This window comes from Enterocloster alcoholdehydrogenati, from assembly GCF_013282095.1.
In the GTDB taxonomy this organism is placed as follows: domain Bacteria; phylum Bacillota; class Clostridia; order Lachnospirales; family Lachnospiraceae; genus Enterocloster; species Enterocloster alcoholdehydrogenati.
Genome location: NZ_BLTJ01000002.1, coordinates 316,378 through 335,583, shown reverse-complemented (window position 1 = coordinate 335,583; position 19,206 = coordinate 316,378). Strand labels below are relative to the sequence as shown.

At 50.5% G+C, this 19,206-nt stretch carries 16 protein-coding genes; all 16 read left to right on the top strand.

The annotated features are described in order from the left end of the window. The first annotated feature begins 7 nt into the window (after positions 1–7). Positions 8–1,039: a LacI family DNA-binding transcriptional regulator gene (locus HW447_RS03870; RefSeq protein ID WP_243176191.1), complete on the top strand. Its 1,032-nt coding sequence runs from the start codon at positions 8–10 to the stop codon at positions 1,037–1,039. A 315-nt stretch (positions 1,040–1,354) separates the two neighbouring features. After that, positions 1,355–1,828, top strand: a complete 474-nt coding sequence (locus tag HW447_RS03865; protein WP_176254009.1) for a YhcH/YjgK/YiaL family protein — start codon at positions 1,355–1,357, stop codon at positions 1,826–1,828. A gap of 31 nt (positions 1,829–1,859) precedes the next feature. Next, positions 1,860–2,861: a 3-dehydro-L-gulonate 2-dehydrogenase gene (gene yiaK / locus HW447_RS03860; protein WP_176254008.1), complete on the top strand. Its 1,002-nt coding sequence runs from the start codon at positions 1,860–1,862 to the stop codon at positions 2,859–2,861. A gap of 171 nt (positions 2,862–3,032) precedes the next feature. Further along, positions 3,033–4,040, top strand: coding sequence for a deoxyguanosinetriphosphate triphosphohydrolase (locus tag HW447_RS03855; protein WP_176254007.1), 1,008 nt, complete (start codon positions 3,033–3,035; stop codon positions 4,038–4,040). 38 nt (positions 4,041–4,078) lie between these two features. Next, positions 4,079–5,950 carry a DNA primase gene (gene dnaG / locus HW447_RS03850; RefSeq protein WP_176254006.1) on the top strand — a complete coding sequence of 624 codons (1,872 nt, stop codon included), beginning with the start codon at positions 4,079–4,081 and terminating at the stop codon, positions 5,948–5,950. A 93-nt stretch (positions 5,951–6,043) separates the two neighbouring features. After that, positions 6,044–6,826, top strand: a complete 783-nt coding sequence (locus tag HW447_RS03845) for a tRNA (adenine(22)-N(1))-methyltransferase (protein WP_176254005.1) — start codon at positions 6,044–6,046, stop codon at positions 6,824–6,826. Then, positions 6,813–7,622 (top strand): Nif3-like dinuclear metal center hexameric protein, encoded by an 810-nt coding sequence (locus tag HW447_RS03840; RefSeq protein WP_176254004.1) that lies wholly within the window; start codon positions 6,813–6,815, stop codon positions 7,620–7,622. Before HW447_RS03845 ends, HW447_RS03840 begins: the two co-directional genes overlap by 14 nt. A gap of 47 nt (positions 7,623–7,669) precedes the next feature. Further along, positions 7,670–9,322 carry a nucleoside kinase gene (locus HW447_RS03835; protein ID WP_176254003.1) on the top strand — a complete coding sequence of 551 codons (1,653 nt, stop codon included), beginning with the start codon at positions 7,670–7,672 and terminating at the stop codon, positions 9,320–9,322. A gap of 125 nt (positions 9,323–9,447) precedes the next feature. Then, a complete protein-coding gene (lgt, locus tag HW447_RS03830) occupies positions 9,448–10,332 on the top strand; it encodes a prolipoprotein diacylglyceryl transferase (protein WP_176254002.1) in 885 nt (294 codons plus the stop codon). Positions 10,333–10,606: 274 nt separating this feature from the next. Then, complete coding sequence (gene mraZ / locus HW447_RS03825) at positions 10,607–11,032, top strand: division/cell wall cluster transcriptional repressor MraZ (RefSeq protein WP_176254001.1); 426 nt, start codon at positions 10,607–10,609, stop codon at positions 11,030–11,032. Then, on the top strand, positions 11,032–11,976 hold the full coding sequence (rsmH, locus tag HW447_RS03820; RefSeq protein WP_176254000.1) for a 16S rRNA (cytosine(1402)-N(4))-methyltransferase RsmH: 945 nt from the start codon (positions 11,032–11,034) through the stop codon (positions 11,974–11,976). Before mraZ ends, rsmH begins: the two co-directional genes overlap by 1 nt. Before the next feature lie 62 nt (positions 11,977–12,038). Further along, a complete protein-coding gene (locus HW447_RS03815; protein WP_176253999.1) occupies positions 12,039–12,569 on the top strand; it encodes a septum formation initiator family protein in 531 nt (176 codons plus the stop codon). Further along, on the top strand, positions 12,547–14,880 hold the full coding sequence (locus HW447_RS03810; protein ID WP_176253998.1) for a peptidoglycan D,D-transpeptidase FtsI family protein: 2,334 nt from the start codon (positions 12,547–12,549) through the stop codon (positions 14,878–14,880). Before HW447_RS03815 ends, HW447_RS03810 begins: the two co-directional genes overlap by 23 nt. 53 nt (positions 14,881–14,933) lie before the next feature. Further along, positions 14,934–16,697 carry a peptidoglycan D,D-transpeptidase FtsI family protein gene (locus HW447_RS03805; RefSeq protein ID WP_176253997.1) on the top strand — a complete coding sequence of 588 codons (1,764 nt, stop codon included), beginning with the start codon at positions 14,934–14,936 and terminating at the stop codon, positions 16,695–16,697. Between the two features lie 79 nt (positions 16,698–16,776). Further along, positions 16,777–17,745, top strand: coding sequence for a phospho-N-acetylmuramoyl-pentapeptide-transferase (mraY, locus tag HW447_RS03800; protein ID WP_176254055.1), 969 nt, complete (start codon positions 16,777–16,779; stop codon positions 17,743–17,745). A gap of 39 nt (positions 17,746–17,784) precedes the next feature. Further along, a complete protein-coding gene (gene murD, locus HW447_RS03795; protein WP_176253996.1) occupies positions 17,785–19,143 on the top strand; it encodes a UDP-N-acetylmuramoyl-L-alanine--D-glutamate ligase in 1,359 nt (452 codons plus the stop codon). Positions 19,144–19,206 lie beyond the last annotated feature (63 nt).

Genomic DNA, 19,206 nt, shown 5'->3' with positions numbered 1-19,206 from the left:
CAGAAGCATGGAAACGATAAAAACAATTTACGACATCGCAAAAGAGGCCGGAGTGTCGGCCAGCACGGTTTCCAGGGTTGTGAACCATAAATCGGGGATCCGTGAGGAAACCAGAAAAAAGGTGGCAGAGCTGCTTGAAAAGTATCAGTACATCCCCAATGAGGCTGCCAGAGGCCTGGTGACGCAGGCCTCCAGGATCATAGGGATACTGATCGAGGATATACGGGTATCCCACCATACGGAATCGGCTTATGTGATCGAGCAGGAGATGACCCGCCGGGGATATACCTGTATCACCCTCAGCACAGGAACGGATCCGAAAAAGAAAGCGGATTATATCCGTATCCTGGAGCAGCGGCGCGTGGAGGGCGTTATTCTGATGGGCTCCATGTTTGGAACCCCAAAGGTCAGGGAGAGCCTGATTAAACACCTTCCCGATGTGCCGACAGCCATTGTGAACGGATGGCTGGATCTGCCGGGGGTATATTCCGTCATAGCAGATGAAGAACGGGGGATGGAGCAGTGCGTCCAGCTTCTTGCGGGAAAAGGGAAGCGGATGATCGTATACGTCCAGGATCAGGATACGCCCTCCAACCGCAGCAAGCTGAGAGGCTACCGCCGGGGGATGGAAGAACTGGGAATACCGCAGGAAAAACAGCCGGTTTATTACGCCCATGCGGGCTGGGAAAAGGATCTGGATCCGGAGCGCACCATGAATCTGGGGGATGAGATCACAGAGAAGATATTAGAGCAGGTTCCCCAGGCGGAGGGGATCATCTATTCCGTAGATCTTCTGGCCATAGGAGGCTTAAAAGCCATGGGCAGGCGGGGAGTCCGGGTTCCGCAGCAGATTGCGGTCATCGGCGCAGACAATACGCTGTATGGGAAAATCTGCACTCCGCAGCTTACGACGCTGGATAACAAATTAGTGGAGGTAAGCAGAAACGCCTCCCGCGTGCTCCTTTCCGCACTGGAGGGAAATGCCGATCCCCGCCAGATCCTCCTCTTGACTGAAATCATCGAGCGTGAGACAACCTGAAGTATGAACCATTGTAATATGTGCTGCTATGTTCGCCCGGTCATATTATCCAGATGACCGGGTGTTTTTTGCTGATTAAATCGCTTCGTATGTTTATAAGCTGTTTCTTTGATTTGCAATCGATTTCAAAAAAAGTGAAAGAAAAATACTGAAATATAAAAAATACACAAAAATATGGGACGAAAACTGGTGAAAAAGCAGGTTGATTTTTCAAAATATCTCTGCTATTCTAATAATACAATCAGCAATCGATTGCAAAACGGAAATACAGAGATTGAAATGAAATGCAAACCATGTGAAAGGAAGATATGAGCAATGATCTACGGAAATATCCATGCGCCGGAAAGCAGCAGCGCCTATTCAGAGACAATCCAGAAAGCGATTCAGATCTTAAAAGAGACGGATGTAACGGATATGCACCATGGCAAATACCCGTTGGACGGGGAGCGTCTGATCCTTCAGATCAATGAGATCACCACAGGTCCTAAGGAGACAAAACGTCCGGAGGTACATAAAAAATATATCGATGTCCAGTATATGGTTCATGGCCATGAGTATATTGGTTTTTATCCGGATCAGAAAAAGGTGGAGGTATTGGAGGACCAGTTAGATAAAAATGATGTTCTCTTTTACAAAGAGGATGCTTCCGTAAACGAGATCATGCTTCCCATGACAGACGGCTGCTATGCGATCTTTTTCCCGGAAGATGTACACCGTCCCTGCTGTCAGATGGGCCAGGCGGAGGATGTGAAAAAGATTGTGCTGAAGATACGGGTAGATACGTTGTAAATACAGAATACGAGCAGGAGGAGTGAATACCATGAGAGTAAAATATGATGAGATGGTTAAGGAATTTAAAAGAGTGCTGGAAAAGTACGGATTTGATGCGGAGCGTGCGGCGGATGCGGCGGAGATTTTCGCGCAGAACTCTTTGGCCGGCGTATTTTCTCACGGCTTAAACCGTTTCCCAAGAGTGATCGAGTACCTTCGTAAGGGAGAGATCGATCCTGAAGTGAAGGCAGAGTGCACCATGCGTTTCGGTGCGTTTGAACGCTGGGACGGACACCGCGGGTTTGGCCCCTTAAATGCCCGTCAGGCCATGAGAAGGGCTGTACAGCTTGCTAAGGAGTTTGGCATCGGTGTGGTAGCCCTGGGCAACAACAACCATTGGATGCGCGGCGGCACCTATGGCTGGCAGGCTGCAGACGAGGGCTGTATCGGAATCTGCTGGTCCAATACCTGTCCTAATATGCCTGCCTGGGGCGGCACAGACCGCAAGATCGGCAATAACCCTCTGATTATGGCGGTTCCCAGAAGCAACGGCGACCATGTGGTAATCGACTGCGCGGTATCCCAGTTTTCTTACGGAAAACTGGAGGACTGCCGCTTAAAGGGCCTGCAGCTTCCGGTTCCCGGCGGCTATGATACAAACGGAAATCTTACCACCGATCCCGGAGAGATTGAAAAGACATGGCGCGTACTGCCTATGGGCTACTGGAAGGGAAGCGGCATCTCCATCGCACTGGATCTGATCGCCACGGTTCTGTCTAACGGAAATTCCGTACAGACCATCGGAACCTTTGGCGATGAGGTAGGCCTGACCCAGGTTATGATCGCAATCGATCCCGGTAAAGCAAACACGACAGAACTTACAGACAGCATTGTAGACCAGATCGTAAATGACATTAAATCTTCTGTTCCGGAAAAAGAGGGCGGCGAGGTATTCTATCCGGGCGAGCTGGAACTCAGGAGCATCCGCGACAATCTGGAAAACGGAATCCCGGTTGTTGAGGAAAAATGGAACGAAGTGCTTGCGATGTAACAGGATAAACAGAATTTTGGGGACTATATATAAGTCTTGACTTATGTTATAATAAAAGCATCGACTGCCAAAAAAGGCGGCCGGTGCTTTTGTTTATGAAACGGATGCTTTGCCTGATCCGCAGAAAAACGGGCAGTTAAGTGGATCGCGCGGCAGAAAAGAGGTGGCGGAGTGAATGTGAGAGAATCCTTAGAGAACCTGGAGCGAGAGACCTTAAGCCCTTATGCGTCTCTTTCAGCTGAAACCAGAGGGCGGGAACGCAAAGAACCCCTTTGCGACATACGGCCGGAGTACCAGAGGGACCGTGACAGGATCCTTCACTGCAAGGCCTTCCGAAGGCTGAAGCATAAAACCCAGGTGTTTCTGGCACCGGAGGGAGATCATTACCGCACCCGGCTGACACACACTCTGGAAGTGGCGCAGATCGCCCGGACCATAGCAAAGTCCCTGCGGCTGAATGAAAGCCTTACAGAGGCCATAGCCATGGGCCACGATCTGGGCCATACGCCATTTGGCCATTCTGGGGAATACATTTTAAACCAGATCTGCGAGGATGGCTTTACCCACTATGAGCAGAGTGTCCGGATTGTGGAGATTCTGGAAAAAGACGGGAAAGGCCTGAATCTGACCTGGGAGGTAAAGGACGGGATCTTAAATCACAGGACGGCTGGCCGTCCTTCTACGCTGGAGGGAGCCATTGTCCGGCTGTCGGATAAGATCGCCTATATCAACCATGATATTGATGATGCCATACGGGCGCGGATGTTTGTGGAAGAAGAGCTCCCGGCTGGATATACGGATGTGCTTGGACACAGCGTACGGGAACGGCTGAACAGGATGATCCACGATATTATACGGAACAGTATGGATAAGCCTCAGATCCTTATGTCCACAGGTATGGAGGAAGCCATGAAGGGGCTGCGGCAGTGGATGTTTGAACACGTATATAAAAATGATATACCCAAGGCAGAGGAGAGTAAGGCCCAGGAGATGATCGCCCGGCTTTACGAATATTACATGAAGCACGTGGATCAGCTGCCTATGGAGTATGTTCTTTTAATGGTGAACGGTGAGAAAAAATCCCGTGTAGTCTGCGACTATATTGCAGGTATGAGCGACATTTACGCCATCGATCAGTTTGAGGCGCTTTTTGTGCCGAAACGTTGGAATATATATTGAATGAAGAATGTACGAAACGACCGGAAGGGGGAATATGTGTGTACTATCCGGATGAAGTCATAGAAGAAGTCAGAATGAAAAATGACATCGTAGATGTGATCTCAGGGTATGTAAAGCTACAGAAAAAAGGGGCCAATTACTTTGGCCTGTGTCCATTTCACAATGAAAAATCGCCGTCCTTTTCTGTCTCTCCGGGCAAGCAGATGTATTACTGCTTTGGATGCGGAGCCGGCGGAAATGTGCTGACCTTTGTGATGGAGTATGAAAACTATACCTTTCAGGAGGCGCTGCAGTCCCTGGCCGACCGTGCCGGAGTGAGCCTTCCCAAAATGGAGTACAACAGGGAGAACAGAGAGCAGGCAGAACTGCGGGCCAGGCTTTTGGAAGTGAACAGGCTGGCTGCCAATTACTTTTACTATCAGCTAAAACAGCCCCAGGGAAAACAGGGCTATGACTATTTCAGAGAAAAGAGACAGCTGTCAGACGAGACGATCATCCGTTTCGGGCTGGGATATGCCAATAAAACAAGTGACGATCTGTACCGGTATCTGCGGGAAAAGGGCTATGAGGACAGCTTTTTAAAAGAAACGGGCCTTGTGACCGTTGAGGAGCGGGGCGGAAGGGATAAGTTCTGGAACCGCGTTATGTTCCCTATCATGGATGTGAACAACCGTGTGATCGGCTTCGGCGGCCGTGTGATGGGAGATGGGGAACCAAAGTACCTGAATTCCCCGGAGACCAGGCTTTTTGACAAGAGCCGCAATCTTTACGGACTGAACTACGCAAGAACGTCCAGAGAGAAGTGTATGCTGATCTGCGAGGGATATCTGGATGTGATCTCCCTGCATCAGGCTGGCTTTTCCAATGCGGTGGCCTCACTGGGAACGGCGTTTACCAGCCAGCACGCCGGTATTTTAAAACGATATACCGATCAGGTGATCTTAACCTATGACAGTGATAGGGCCGGTGTAAAGGCTGCTCTGCGCGCCATCCCCATTCTGAGAGATGCAGGCATTTCCGCCAAGGTGCTGAATATGAAGCCTCATAAGGATCCTGATGAATTTATCAGGAATATGGGAGCGCAGGCCTTTAGGGAGAGGATGGATCAGGCAAGAAACAGCTTCCTTTTTGAGATTGATGTTTTAAAACGGGAATATTCCATGGAGGATCCGGAACAGAAAACGAAGTTCTATCAGGAGACAGCAAGGAAGCTTTTGCAGTTTGGAGAACCTCTGGAGCGGGAAAATTATCTTCAGGCCGTTGCCAGGGAGCATATGATCCAGGAAAATGAACTCCGCCAGCTGGTAAACCGCATGGGAATGCAGTTCGGCCTAAAAGCCGGCGACAGCTACAGAGAGGATGCCAGGGGAAGAGAAAATACGGCTGTCCGAAGAGACAAAGAGGAATATGAGAAAACAGGTACAGGGAAATCTCCAGAAACCGGCAGCTATAATGAGGCATCCCGTCCCGCCCCGTCCCGCCGCCCTGACCGGGAAAATGGCATCCGCCGTTCCCAGCGGCTTCTCCTTACCTGGCTGATTGAGGATGATTCCCTCTTTGACAAGATAAAGGGAATTATAACGGCAGATGATTTTGTGGAGGAACTGTACCATCAGGTAGCCGTCATGGTTTTTGAGGGCCATGCACAGGGAAACTTAAATCCTGCCTCCATCCTCAGCCGTTTTATCAATGATGATGACCAGTATAAGGAGGTGGCGGCCCTGTTTAACGCCAGCTTAAAAGAATCGTTAAGCAACGAGGAACAGAAAAAAGCCTTTGCTGAGACGGTTCTCAAGGTGAGGAAAAACAGTCTGGATACAGCCAGCCGCAATGCGAAGGATATTGCGCAGCTCCAGGAGATTATAAAGCAGCAGGCAGCTTTAAAACAGCTTCATATATCCCTGGATTAAAAGTAAATTGTAACGATTCAGAATGGGTTATCTTTTTGAAATCCGTTCTGAATCGCTGCAGCAAATAAGGATAAGGATGACGAAACAGACAGTATGAATGGATATAAAGTAAATAAAACCGCAGCGTTTGCGGCTGCCAAGGAGGAGGCTTACAGCACCTTAAGCCTTCCCCATCTGTCCCAACGGTTAAAGCTGATAGCGGCTTTTGTGCCTCAGGACAGCCGGATTGCAGATATAGGGACGGATCACGGTTTTGTGCCGATCTATCTGGCTAAACAGGGCCGTATAAAAAGCGCTCTTGCCATGGATGTGCGGAAAGGCCCCTTGGAGCGGGCGGCCGTCCATATAAAAGAGGCGGCTGTCTCAGATATTCCCATAGAGACGCGCCTAAGCGACGGGCTTCAAAAGCTGAAGCCGGGAGAGGCAGATACAGTCATTGTCGCCGGTATGGGGGGAGAACTGGAACTGCGGATCCTGCGTGATGGAAAGCATCTCTGGAACACCATTGACCGCTTCATCCTTTCGCCCCAGTCGGATCTGGAAAAGGTGCGCCGTTTTCTGGCGGAAAATGGATTTCAGATTGAAAAGGAAGCCATGCTCCGGGAGGATGGGAAATACTATACGGTTATGAGTGTGATTCATGGCTCGATGGAATACGAAAAGACCTGTGAATACCGTTACGGAAAGCTTCTTCTGAAGCAGAAGGATCCTGTTTTAAAGGAGTATCTGGGAAAAGAAAGAGATCGGATCCGCTCGATCCTGGCAGCTTTGCCCCGGGAAAACGATACAGAGCAGACACCGGGACAGAAAAAAGCCAGAATCGCCCTTTTGGAAGAATTATCGTGGATCAGGGAGGCAGAATATGAAATGCAGTGAGATCATAGAGATATTACAGGAGTTCGCTCCGGCGCGCTGCGCCTGCGACTGGGATAATCCTGGACTTTTGGCGGGGAGAAGGGATAAGGATGTAAAGAAGATTTATATTGCCCTGGATGCTTCTGACGAGGCGGTAGAGGGAGCGGTCAGAGAGGGCGCAGATCTGCTGCTTACTCACCATCCTCTTATTTTTCGCCCGTTAAAAAAGGTAAATGATGAGAATTTTATCACAAGGCGTCTGATCAGACTGATTCAGGCAGATATTTCCCTGTATGCCATGCACACTAATTTTGATGCCGCTCCCGGAGGAATGGCGGATCTGGCGGCCTCCCGGCTGAAGCTGCAGAATGTGCGCCCTTTGGAATATATGGGAGAAATGGAAAAAGATGGGGTATCAAAATCTTACGGAATTGGAGCGTTGGGAGAACTGAGTTCCCCCTGTACGGTGCGCGCTCTGGCAGAGCAGGTGAAAAAAGCGTTTGGCCTGCCCTTTGTCCTGGTCTACAGTGAGGGGCTTATGGAATCGGAGGTAAAAACCGCCGCTCTTTGTCCGGGATCCGGGGGCAGCGTGATAGAGACGGCCCTTGAGAAAGAGGCCCAGGTTTTAATCACAGGAGATATCGGCCATCATCCGGGCGTGGACGCGGCTGCCAGAGGAATGGCGGTGATTGATGCGGGCCATTATGGAATGGAGCATATCTTTATCAGCCATATGGCAGAGGCTTTGCAGGAACGTCTGGGAGACTGGATAACCATTATCCAGGCGCCTCCCGCATGGCCTGCGGCGCTTTTATAAGCAATCCATGCTCCGTTTTTTTCAGATTGATCAGGGAGGTAAATCAGATGGTGCAGGTAACGATAGGAACTGAAACAGAAGAATTTCCTCAGGGTACAACCTGGGCGCAGGTTGCAGCGCAGTACCAGGAGCAGTACGAAAATGACATTCTTCTTGTTCAGATAAACGGAAAGCTGCAGGAACTTCACAAGACTGTCCGGAGCGGAAATGTACATTTTATCACTGCAGAGGAGAAACCAGGTATGTCTGCCTATCAGCGCAGCGCTACACTGCTGCTGTTGAAAGCCCTTTATGCGGCAGCCGGCCCGGAACAGATCGAAAAGGCAGTGGTGGATTTTTCTGTGGGAAAGGGCTTCTTTGTGGAGGCCAGAGGCAGCGTTTCCATAGACCAGCCGTTCCTGGACCGCGTAAAGGCGAAGATGAGGGAGTATGTAGATCAGGAACTTCCCATTGAAAAACGCAGTGTATCCACCGACGATGCAGTGGAACTGTTTCACCGTCACCGGATGTATGACAAGGAGAGACTGTTTCGCTACCGCCGGGTGTCCAGGGTGAATATTTACAGCATTGATGGGTTTGAGGATTACTATTACGGCTATATGGTGCCCAATACAAAGTACCTGAAATATTTTGACTTAAAGCTCTACCAGTATGGGTTTGTGCTTTTGCTTCCAACTATGACGGCTCCCAGGGAGATCCCGCCCTTTGTGCCTCAGGATAAGCTGTTTGCCACACTGGCGGAGTCCTCAAGGTGGGGAAGGCAGGCGGATCTGGAGACGGTGGGAGCCTTAAATGACACCATTGCCTGCAAAGGCATGGCCCACCTGATCCTGATTCAGGAGGCGCTTCAGGAAAAGAAGATCGCAGAGATCGCCGCCAGGATTGCTCAAGAAAAGACGGCCAAGTTTGTTATGATTGCCGGCCCCTCCTCTTCTGGAAAGACCACGTTTTCCCATCGCCTGTCCATACAGCTGGAGGCGCTCGGGCTTAAGCCGCATCCTATTGAAGTGGACAATTATTTTGTAAACCGGATCAACAGCCCAAGGGATGCCGAAGGAAACTATGATTATGAGAGCCTTAAGTGTCTGGATACAGAGCAGTTCAACCGCGACATGAAGGCATTGATGGCGGGAGAAACGGTAGAGCTTCCCTGCTATAACTTTAAAAAGGGAGAGCGGGAATATAAAGGAGATTTTTTGCAGCTGGGAAAGGAGGATATCCTTGTGATCGAGGGGATTCACTGCCTCAATGACGCGCTGTCCTATTCCCTGCCAAGGGAGAGCAGGTTTAAGATTTATATCAGCGCCCTGACGCAGCTGAACATTGACGAGCACAATCGAATCCCAACCACCGACGGCCGTCTTCTGCGCCGCATGGTCCGGGATGCCAGGACAAGAGGGGCATCTGCCAGGGATACCATACGTATGTGGCCTTCGGTGCGCAGGGGAGAGGAGAACAATATCTTTCCCTATCAGGAGGAGGCGGACGCCATGTTTAATTCCGCCCTGGCATATGAACTGGCGGTATTAAAGCAGTACGCGGAGCCGCTGCTGTTTGGGATTCCCAGGGACTGCGAGGAATATGTGGAGGCAAAACGGCTGCTTAAGTTTCTGGATTATTTTATCGGAGTCAGCAGCGAAGATGTGCCAAAAAATTCCATTGTCAGAGAATTTATCGGTGGAAGCTGCCTGGATGTATAAAGACGGGGAACAGGAGTGAGAATGCCTTTCCCTTGCATTTTTGCCCTATCCGTATTAAAATATCCCACATATAAGGCAGGAAAGCGCAGAACAGATACCGCCCCTGCCGGGAAGGGAGTATATATATGGAAGCAACAGGAGCAGATCTCAGTTTTGTGAATCTTGGGATCACCTTTACCCACCTGCCAAACAGCATTTCCGTTTTTGGGTTTAGGATCGCCTTTTACGGCATCATTATCGGCCTTGGGATGTTAGCTGGTATGGCAGTGGCATTTTCAGATGCAAAGCGCAGAGGTCAGGATCCGGATCTGTATCTGGATTTTGCCCTTTACGCTATTGTGTTTTCCATCATCGGGGCCAGAATCTACTATGTGGCCTTTGAGTGGGACAATTACAAGAATGATCTTCTTCAGATTTTTAATCTGAGGGCCGGAGGACTTGCCATCTACGGAGGCGTCATCGCGGCGGTGATCACTCTGGTCGTATTTTCAAAGGTACGTCATCAGTCCTTTTTCTCTATGGCCGATACGGGGATCCTGGGACTGATCACCGGGCAGATCATTGGCCGGTGGGGGAATTTCTTTAACTGTGAGGCCTTTGGAGGCTATACGGACGGCCTTTTTGCCATGCGGATCAGGGAAAGCATTGTAAATCCGTCCATGATCTCCCAGGATCTCATCGACCACCGCATCATAGAGGACGGCGTAGCCTATATCCAGGTTCATCCCACCTTCCTGTATGAATCAGCATGGAATCTTTGTGTACTTCTTTTTATGCTCTGGTACAGGAAACGCAAGCGCTTTGACGGAGAGATGCTCTGGATCTACTTTCTGGGCTATGGCGCGGGCCGTTTCTGGATTGAGGGCCTGCGCACGGATCAGCTGAAGCTGCCGGGAACCTCCCTTGCAGTATCCCAGCTGCTGTCCGCAGCCCTGGTGGGAGCCGCTGTGGGAGCTTTGACCTATTATTACCGAAAATTGGGCCAAAAAGGGAACAGCGGCACGGTTTAAAAATTAAATTAGCGGGAAAATATATCTTCCGTGGCAGATGCGTGATGATTTAACGCATCTGCCCTTTCTTTTTTTCCAAAATTTCCCTTGCGTTTTTGGAATAAAAACGCAAAAAATCCTTGCCAATTCCCAGTTTCTGTACTATTATGGACATACAAGTGGTAGAAAGTGGTGCAAAGTGGTAAAGAATGGTTGTTGCGTGGATGAAGTGGGGAAGATCTGTCTTCCCCATGCCGCGCTGGTTTGCCATGGGATGTACAGCGGGTGATAAGCTATGTTCATGGGTGAATACAATCATACAATTGACGCGAAGGGGCGTCTTATCGTTCCCTCGCGGTTCAGAGAGCAGTTAGGGGATGAGTTCGTGATTACGAAGGGGCTCGATAACTGCCTTTTTGTGTATGATAATTCGGAGTGGACAGCACTGGAAGAGAAGCTTCGCTCCCTGCCTCTTACCAATGCCGCAGGGCGAAAGTTTGCCCGTTTCCTTCTGGGAAGCGCCGCCACCTGTGAAGTCGACCGGCAGGGAAGGATCCTCCTTCCGTCTGTATTAAGAGAGTTTGCCGGTATTGAAAAGGATGCCGTATTAGTAGGCGTTGGAAGCCGCATTGAGATCTGGAACAGGGATAAGTGGGCGCAGGCCAACACCTTTGATGATATGGAAGAAATCGCAGAACATATGGAAGGCTTGGGTATTTAATGGAGGAACATGGATTTGTACATAAGTCCGTGCTTTTATATGAGACAGTAGGAAGTCTGAATATAAAGCCCGGAGGCATTTATGTGGACGGCACCTTAGGCGGAGGCGGACACGCATATGAGGTCTGCAAACGTCTGGGAAGCGGAAGGCTCATCGGTATCGATCAGGATGCGGATGCCATTCAGGCAGCGGGACGCCGTCTGGCTCCATTTAAGGACAAGGTTACCATTGTCAGGAGCAATTACCGCAGCATGGCTGCTGTTTTAAAGGAATTAGAGATTCCGAAGGTGGATGGGATTTATCTGGATCTGGGGGTTTCTTCTTACCAGTTAGACACCGCATCCAGAGGATTTACCTATCGGGAGGATGCACCTCTCGATATGCGGATGGATCAGAGAAATCAGGAGACGGCCGCTGACATTATAAACGGATACAGCGAGATGGAGCTGTTTCGCATTATCCGAGACTACGGAGAGGATCGTTTCGCCAAGAATATTGCAAAGCACATTGTAAGGGCCAGAGAGGAAAAGCCCGTCAGAACCACAGGCGAGCTTTGTGAGATCATAAAAGCGGCCATTCCGGCCAAGGTAAGAGCTACCGGCGGCCATCCCGCCAAGCGCACCTTCCAGGCGATCCGTATTGAATTGAACCATGAGCTGGATGTGCTGGAGGAGTCCATCGACGGTATGATAAAGCTGCTTAACCCCGGCGGCCGCTTAAGCATCATCACCTTTCACTCGCTGGAGGACCGCATCGTGAAGAACCGATTCAGGACGAATGAGGATCCCTGTATCTGTCCTCCCGATTTTCCGGTGTGCGTGTGCGGCAGAAAGAGTCTGGGAAAGGTGGTTACGCGAAAGCCTATTCTTCCCTCAGAGGAGGAACTGGAGGAAAACAGCCGCTCAAAGAGTGCAAAATTAAGGGTATTTGAGCGGGGAGAGTAATGTTTGACGTATCATAGAGGATCGGTGTGCAGCGACAGACCGCAGGAAGGGAGGAAAGGATCATGGCCCAGAAAAAGGGAAGGCCGGCGGCCTCAGCCAGAAAAAGCGCGGCAGATAACAGAAGAGCGGCTCGCAGTATTTCCTATATAGGCGGTGCGGAAGCGCCAAAATTAGAACCGGAGCGCCAGCCCAGCAAGGCCCGGCCAAAACGGAGAAAGCAGACAGGCCTGCGTAAGAGGCAGCAGGTACGCCGCAACCAGGAGCGGGCCATGGCATTGGATCTGCCATATGTGATCCTTTTGTCAGCTGCCTGTATCTGTACGCTTTATATCTGCGTCAGCTATCTGCAGCTTCAGTCAGATCTTACTGCCAGAATGCACAATATTGAGCAGTTAGAGGCCAGATTTGAGAAGCTTAAGACGGAAAATGACGCTTTGGAGACGAGCATCAATACCAGCATTGACTTAAATAAGATCTATGAGATTGCCACCAAGGAGCTGGGCATGGTCTATGCGAAAAAGGATCAGGTGCTTTTATATGACAAGACAGAAAGCGAGTATGTAAGACAGTATGAGGACATCCCGGAACACTAGGCCGTCCCCTAAGGGGGACCGGCCTCAGGGCCGCAAAAAGGGGACAACGGGCGGCCAAAACAAACGCGTATTCAGTGAATATATGAGGGGGAAGCTGGCAATCACGGCAATCGTGATCACGCTGGCTTTATTTGCACTTATAGCAGTTATCTACCGAATCATTAAGGATAATAATGACCAGTACAGCAAAATCGTCCTGTCCCAGAGGCAGCAGGAATTTTCCAGCCGTACCCTCCCGTACCGGCGGGGAGATATTGTGGATCGAAACGGCACTTATCTGGCTACCAGTGAAAAGGTCTACAATCTGATCCTGGATCCGCAGCAGATCATGGAAAAGCCAGATCTTTACCTGGAGCCTACTATTCAGGCCCTGGTAGATTGTTTCGGCTTTGACGCTGAGGAGCTTCGCAGCATCATCCAGGAAAAAAGCAGCAGAGCCTACGTGCCCTATAAAAACGGCAAACAGCTGAGCTATGATCAGAAAGTGGCCTTTGAGACTATGCGCAAGGAGCGCAATGCGGCCTACTATTCCAGCAAGGATGAGACTCAGTCCCGTCTGCGCGTCATGGGCGTATGGTTTGAGGATCAGTACCGGAGGGTTTATCCTTACGGCTCCGCAGCCTGCAATGTGATCGGCTTTTCCAGCGCGGACGGCACCGTTGGCACCGGCGGCATCGAGCAGTATTATAACGACGAGCTGATAGGTGTGAACGGCCGGGAGTACGGCTATCTGGACGAGGAGAACAATCTGGAGGGAGTGTTAAAAGAGCCGGCAAACGGAAAAACTATTGTTTCCACCATTGACTTAAATGTCCAGAACATTCTTCAGAAATACATTGACGAGTGGCAGACTACCGTAGGAAGCCACGTTACAGCAGCCATTGCCATGAATCCAAAAAACGGTGAGATCCTGGGTATGGCTACAACCAATACCTTCGATCTGAACGATCCAAGAAAGATCGACGGATACACAGACGATCAGCTTTATGAGCTGGGAAAAAAGGATGCGGTGTCCGTTTATAAGAAAGAACACCCGGATGCCAAGCTGACAGATGAACAGATGGTTGCGGATACGCCCCGCGACAATGTGATCTCATACGGACGCCAGGTCGTCTGGAACCAGATCTGGAGAAATTTCTGCGTCAGCGATACATTTGAACCGGGATCCCCCTCCAAAATCCTTACCGTTGCGGCAGGATTGGAGGAAGGCATATTAAAGGGGAATGAGTATTTCCAGTGCGACGGATTTTTAAACGTGGGAGGCTGGGATATTAAATGTACTGCCTACCGCAAGGGAGGACACGGCTCTATCAGCCTTAAGGAATCTATTATGCAGTCCTGCAATGTGGCCATGATGCGCATCGGCGCTATGATGGGAAAAAGTATTTTTACAAAATATCAGGCGATCTTTGGCATGGGGCAGAAAACAGGGGTGGATCTTCCCGGTGAGGCAGATGCGGCAGGTCTGGTATATACAGCTGATAAGATGGGGCCTACCGAGCTTGCAACCAACGCCTTCGGTCAGAACTATAACTGTACCATGATCCAGATGGCGGCTGCGCTCTGCTCTGTAATCAACGGCGGTTCCTATTATGAGCCTCATGTGGTAAAGCAGATCTTAAATGACCAGGGGTCTGTGGTAGAGACAAAGGATCCGGTGCTGGTGCGCGAGACTGTATCGCCTTCTACGGCAGAATTTCTCCGAGAGGCCATGTTTGAAACGGTGGAGACCGGTACCGGCGGCGCGGCCAAGGTAGCGGGCTATCACATCGGCGGAAAGACGGGTACGGCAGAGAAACAGCCCAGATCCGCCAAGAATTACCTTCTTTCCTTTGCCGGCTTTGCTCCGGTAGAGGATCCGCAGCTGTTTGTGTATGTGGTAGTGGATGTTCCCAACTATCCGCCAGGCCCACAGCAGGCCCACAGCTCCTTTGCAAGCGGTATTTTTGCAAAGATCATGAAGGATGCCCTTCCTTATATGAATGTGTTCCCGGAAGAGGGGACAGAAGGTGAAAACAGCGCCGGTGAGACGGCAGAGGAGGGAATCAATGCACCCTCTGAATCTGAAACAGAGGCACAGGGGCAGGATGAGACACCGGCAGAAACCAAGGCTTATGAGACAGATGAATATATTGATGAAGGGTATAACAGCGGTGTTCCCGACGCCGTGCCGGCTGATCCAAATGCGTCCTCAGCCGCAGCTGGGGAGACACAAAGCCAGGTATCAGAAAGCAGCAGCGTGGGCGCGTCAGAATCCACAGAGGGTTCCACAGCGGAAACGGCTGCTTCCTCAGAGGCTTCATCGGAATAAAATTACTTCCTGATCCGTATATTTAGTACCAATGGCGGACGGGGAAGTGTGGTATGAATCCGAATTTAACAAAGCACAGAAAAAACATAGCCGTCCTGGGCCTGCTCATTGCCGTGGCAATGACCGGACTTTTAGGGCGGCTTGGTTTTCTTATGCTGGTCCGGGCGGATCATTACAGCCAGATGGCAGAAGAACTCCACGAGAGGGAGCGTACCATCAAGGCGGCCAGAGGACGGATACTGGACGTGAATGGAACGGTGATCGCAGATAACCGCACGGTCTGCACGATTTCCGTGATTTACAGCCAGGTAGAGGACCGTGAAGAAGTGATCTGTGCTCTTTGCGATATCCTGGGGCTTTCTGAGGAGAATGTAAGAAAAAAGGTAGAAAAACGCAGTTCCAGGGAGATCATAAAGACGAATGTGGATAAGGAGACCGGCGACCGGATCCGGGCGCTGGGACTTCCCGGAGTCAAGGTGGATGAGGATTATAAACGGTATTACCCATGGGGCAGCCTTGCATCCAAGGTTCTGGGATTTACGGGAGGAGATAATCAGGGGATCATAGGCCTTGAAGTCATGTATGAAAAATACTTAAAGGGAACCAACGGAGTGATCCTGACGCTGACCGATGCAAAAGGCGTGGAGCTGAAAGAGGCGGCTGAGGATCGGATCGAGCCTATTGCAGGAAATGATCTTCAGATCAGCCTTGATGTAAATATCCAGAAATATGCCCAGCAGCTGGCATATCAGGTGATGGAGCAGAAAAATGCCAAAAAGGTTTCTGTCATCGTGATGAATCCCCAGGACGGGGCGCTTCTTGCTATGGTTAATGCTCCTGAATTTGATCTCAATGACCCATTTACCCCGGATCAGAATTTAAACAGCCAAAGCCTGCGGGAGCAGGCGGCTGCGCAGGAAACTGTAATGGGTCTTCAGGACCGGCTGAATGGGATGTGGAGAAACACCTGTATCAACGATACCTATGAGCCGGGATCAACCTTTAAAATCATCACCGCCGCCGCAGGTCTGGAGTCGGGAGCTGTGACACTGGAGGATCGGTTTAGCTGTCCGGGGTTCAGGGTGGTAGAGGACCGGAGGATCCGCTGCCATAAGGCAGGCGGCCACGGGTCGGAAACCTTTCTGCAGGGGGTTATGAATTCCTGCAATCCTGTATTCATCGACGTAGGCCAGCGGCTGGGGGTAGACCGGTATTACCAGTATTTTACCCAGTTCGGTTTAAAGGGGAAAACGGGAATTGATCTTCCGGGAGAGGCGGCCACAATTATGCATAAAAAGGAGAAAATGGGGGCGGTGGAACTGGCTACGGTATCTTTTGGCCAGTCCTTTCAGATTACTCCCATCCAGCTGATCACTACAGCGGCCTCTATCGTAAATGGCGGCCGCAGGGTCACGCCTCATTTTGGCCTCCGTGTCTCAAGCGCCGACGGCGCTTCAGTCAAAGAGCTTTCCTATCCTTTGGGAGATCAGATCCTGTCTCCCAAGACCAGCGCTGCCATGCGGTATGTGCTGGAACAGGTGGTGGCAGAGGGAAGCGGCAAAAAGGCGGCTGTAGAGGGCTTTCGCATCGGCGGAAAGACTGCTACCTCCGAAAAACTTCCAAGAAGCATGAAAAAATATATTTCCTCTTTTCTGGGCTTTGCACCCGCAGATGACCCAAAGGTCATGGCGCTTATTACCATTGATGAGCCGGAAGGGATCTACTATGGCGGCACTATTGCGGCTCCGGTGATCGGTGATCTGTTCGAAAATATCCTTCCATATATGGGAATCAGCCGGGAACGCAAAGCCGGTTGATTATTCTTAAAAAAAGACGTATACTATTATTGCTGTCCGGCTTTCGTCCGGCAGAATACATATGAGATTGAGGTGCCTTATGATTCATGAGACGATATTAGCGATTATTATTGCATTTGCCATCAGCGCTCTGCTGTGCCCGATCATCATCCCCTTTCTGCACAGGCTGAAATTCGGCCAGCAGGTTCGGGATGACGGCCCCCAGAGCCATCTGAAAAAACAGGGAACTCCTACCATGGGAGGGCTGATTATCTTATCCAGCATCATTATCACGTCCCTGTTTTATATTCCGTCCTACCCGAAGATCATCCCGGTGCTTTTTATGACGGCGGGCTTTGGCATCATCGGCTTTCTGGATGATTATATCAAGATCATCATGAAGCGCTCTGAGGGGCTAAGCCCTATCCAGAAACTGGCAGGACAGTTTGTGATCACCGGCATCTTTGCCTGGTACATCGTCCACAGCGGAGAGGTGGGAACGGATATGCTGATTCCCTTTACCGGAGGCTTTAAGGCTGGAAAGTTCCTGTCTCTTGGCATCCTGTTTGTTCCGGCCCTGTTTTTTGTGACTCTGGGAACTGACAATGGGGTGAATTTCACAGACGGCCTGGACGGTCTGTGTACCAGCGTGACGATCCTGGTGGCCACCTTTTTAACCATTGTGGCAATCGGCGAGGACATGGGCATCAGCCCGATTACGGGGGCAGTTGTGGGAAGCCTTCTGGGCTTTCTGCTCTTTAATGTGTATCCGGCCAAGGTTTTTATGGGAGATACAGGGTCTTTGGCCCTGGGAGGCTTTGTGGCGTCTGCGGCTTATATGATGCGTCTGCCTTTATTTATCCCTATTATCGGCCTGATCTACCTGGCGGAGGTGCTTTCCGTTATTATCCAGGTAACATACTTTAAAAAGACCGGGGGAAAGAGGATTTTTAAAATGGCTCCCATCCACCATCATTTTGAATTGTGCGGATGGTCTGAGACAAGGGTCGTAGCTGTATTTTCCATTATTACGGCGATCCTGTGCATGATCGCGTATCTGGGACTGTAAGCTGCCGGTATTCCGGCGAAAAAGGAGGTTAAACCACGAATGGATCAAAGTCAGAAAGTATTAGTTGCGGGAACCGGCGTAAGCGGCATCGCTGCAGCAAAGCTGATTTTAGGCCGCGGAGGCGAGGTCGTACTCTATGATGGAAATACGGCCTTAAACGAGACAGAGATTAAGGAACAGTTTGATGAGGGGGCCAGGGTAAATGTGGTTCTGGGTGAAATCAAGCGCTCAGATCTTTTGGGAGTAGAGCTTTGCATTATCAGTCCGGGTATCCCTCTCACAAGCCCTTTTGTAGCGGTGGTAGACGAAGCGAAGATCCCGATCCTGGGTGAGATTGAACTGGCATATCAGTGCAGCGCCGGAAAGCTGGCCGCCATCACCGGCACCAACGGAAAGACCACGACCACGGCTCTTACGGGCGCGATCTTGAAGAAACAGTATGAGGAAACCTTTGTTGTGGGAAATATTGGGGAACCTTATACAGCCAGAGCCTCAGAGATGACGGAAAAATCGGTTACTGTGGCTGAGATCAGCAGTTTCCAGTTGGAAACGATCATGGATTTTCATCCCAATGTAAGTGCTGTTTTGAATATTACGCCCGACCATCTGGACCGTCACGGCACTATGGAGGCCTATACGCAGATCAAGGAATGCATCACCATGAACCAGACCAGCGAGGATACAGTGGTTCTCAACTTTGACGATCCCATTTTAAAGGAATTCGGCAAAAAAGAAGGATTGAAACCCAAGGCAGTGTGGTTTTCCTCAAAAGAAACGTTAAAGGACGGTTTTTTCCTTAAGGACAGGGATATTGTTTACGCAAAAGAGGGTAAAGAGCAGGTACTTGTAAATGTAAATGATTTACAGCTTTTAGGACAGCACAATTATGAAAATGTGATGGCTGCAGCTGCGGTGGCGCTGGCCATGGGCGTGCCTTTTGAGAAAATCACAGAGGCTGTGAAGGAATTTAAGCCGGTAGAGCATCGGATTGAGTTTGTGCGGGAGCGTACGGGCGTGCGTTATTACAATGATTCCAAGGGAACCAACCCCGATGCGGCTATACGGGCTCTGCGGGCCATGCCCGGGCCGGTGCTTCTGATTGCGGGAGGCTATGATAAGCACAGCGATTACAGCGCCTGGGCCGGGGAATTTGCAGGCCGGGTAAAATATCTGGTTCTGATCGGCCAGACCCGGGATAAGATCGCTGCCTGTGCCAAGGAGCACGGGTTTAACGAAATCATGTATGCGGAGGATCTGGAGGAGGCAGTGCAGGTATGTGCGGTTTACGCCGATGCCGGGGACTGCGTGCTCTTAAGTCCCGCCTGCGCAAGCTGGGGGATGTTTAAGGATTTTGAAGAACGGGGACGTGTCTTTAAGAAGAGCGTCATGGACCTGTAGGAGGTAAGAAGAAATGGCTGGAAACAAGCGCCGGACGGGAAGGCCGGGAGGAATGACGGGGAC

Excerpts from the sequence above, each read along its gene's own strand:
- murD (WP_176253996.1), top strand. The coding sequence starts at position 17,785 with ATGGATCAAAGTCAGAAAGTATTAGTTGCGGGAACCGGCGTAAGCGGC.
- rsmH (WP_176254000.1), top strand. The coding sequence starts at position 11,032 with ATGGAGGAACATGGATTTGTACATAAGTCCGTGCTTTTATATGAGACA.
- HW447_RS03810 (WP_176253998.1), top strand. The coding sequence starts at position 12,547 with ATGAGGACATCCCGGAACACTAGGCCGTCCCCTAAGGGGGACCGGCCT.
- mraZ (WP_176254001.1), top strand. The coding sequence starts at position 10,607 with ATGTTCATGGGTGAATACAATCATACAATTGACGCGAAGGGGCGTCTT.
- HW447_RS03870 (WP_243176191.1), top strand. The coding sequence starts at position 8 with ATGGAAACGATAAAAACAATTTACGACATCGCAAAAGAGGCCGGAGTG.
- mraY (WP_176254055.1), top strand. The coding sequence starts at position 16,777 with ATGATTCATGAGACGATATTAGCGATTATTATTGCATTTGCCATCAGC.
- HW447_RS03865 (WP_176254009.1), top strand. The coding sequence starts at position 1,355 with ATGATCTACGGAAATATCCATGCGCCGGAAAGCAGCAGCGCCTATTCA.
- HW447_RS03815 (WP_176253999.1), top strand. The coding sequence starts at position 12,039 with ATGGCCCAGAAAAAGGGAAGGCCGGCGGCCTCAGCCAGAAAAAGCGCG.
- lgt (WP_176254002.1), top strand. The coding sequence starts at position 9,448 with ATGGAAGCAACAGGAGCAGATCTCAGTTTTGTGAATCTTGGGATCACC.
- HW447_RS03805 (WP_176253997.1), top strand. The coding sequence starts at position 14,934 with ATGAATCCGAATTTAACAAAGCACAGAAAAAACATAGCCGTCCTGGGC.
- HW447_RS03835 (WP_176254003.1), top strand. The coding sequence starts at position 7,670 with ATGGTGCAGGTAACGATAGGAACTGAAACAGAAGAATTTCCTCAGGGT.
- HW447_RS03845 (WP_176254005.1), top strand. The coding sequence starts at position 6,044 with ATGAATGGATATAAAGTAAATAAAACCGCAGCGTTTGCGGCTGCCAAG.
- yiaK (WP_176254008.1), top strand. The coding sequence starts at position 1,860 with ATGAGAGTAAAATATGATGAGATGGTTAAGGAATTTAAAAGAGTGCTG.
- HW447_RS03840 (WP_176254004.1), top strand. The coding sequence starts at position 6,813 with ATGAAATGCAGTGAGATCATAGAGATATTACAGGAGTTCGCTCCGGCG.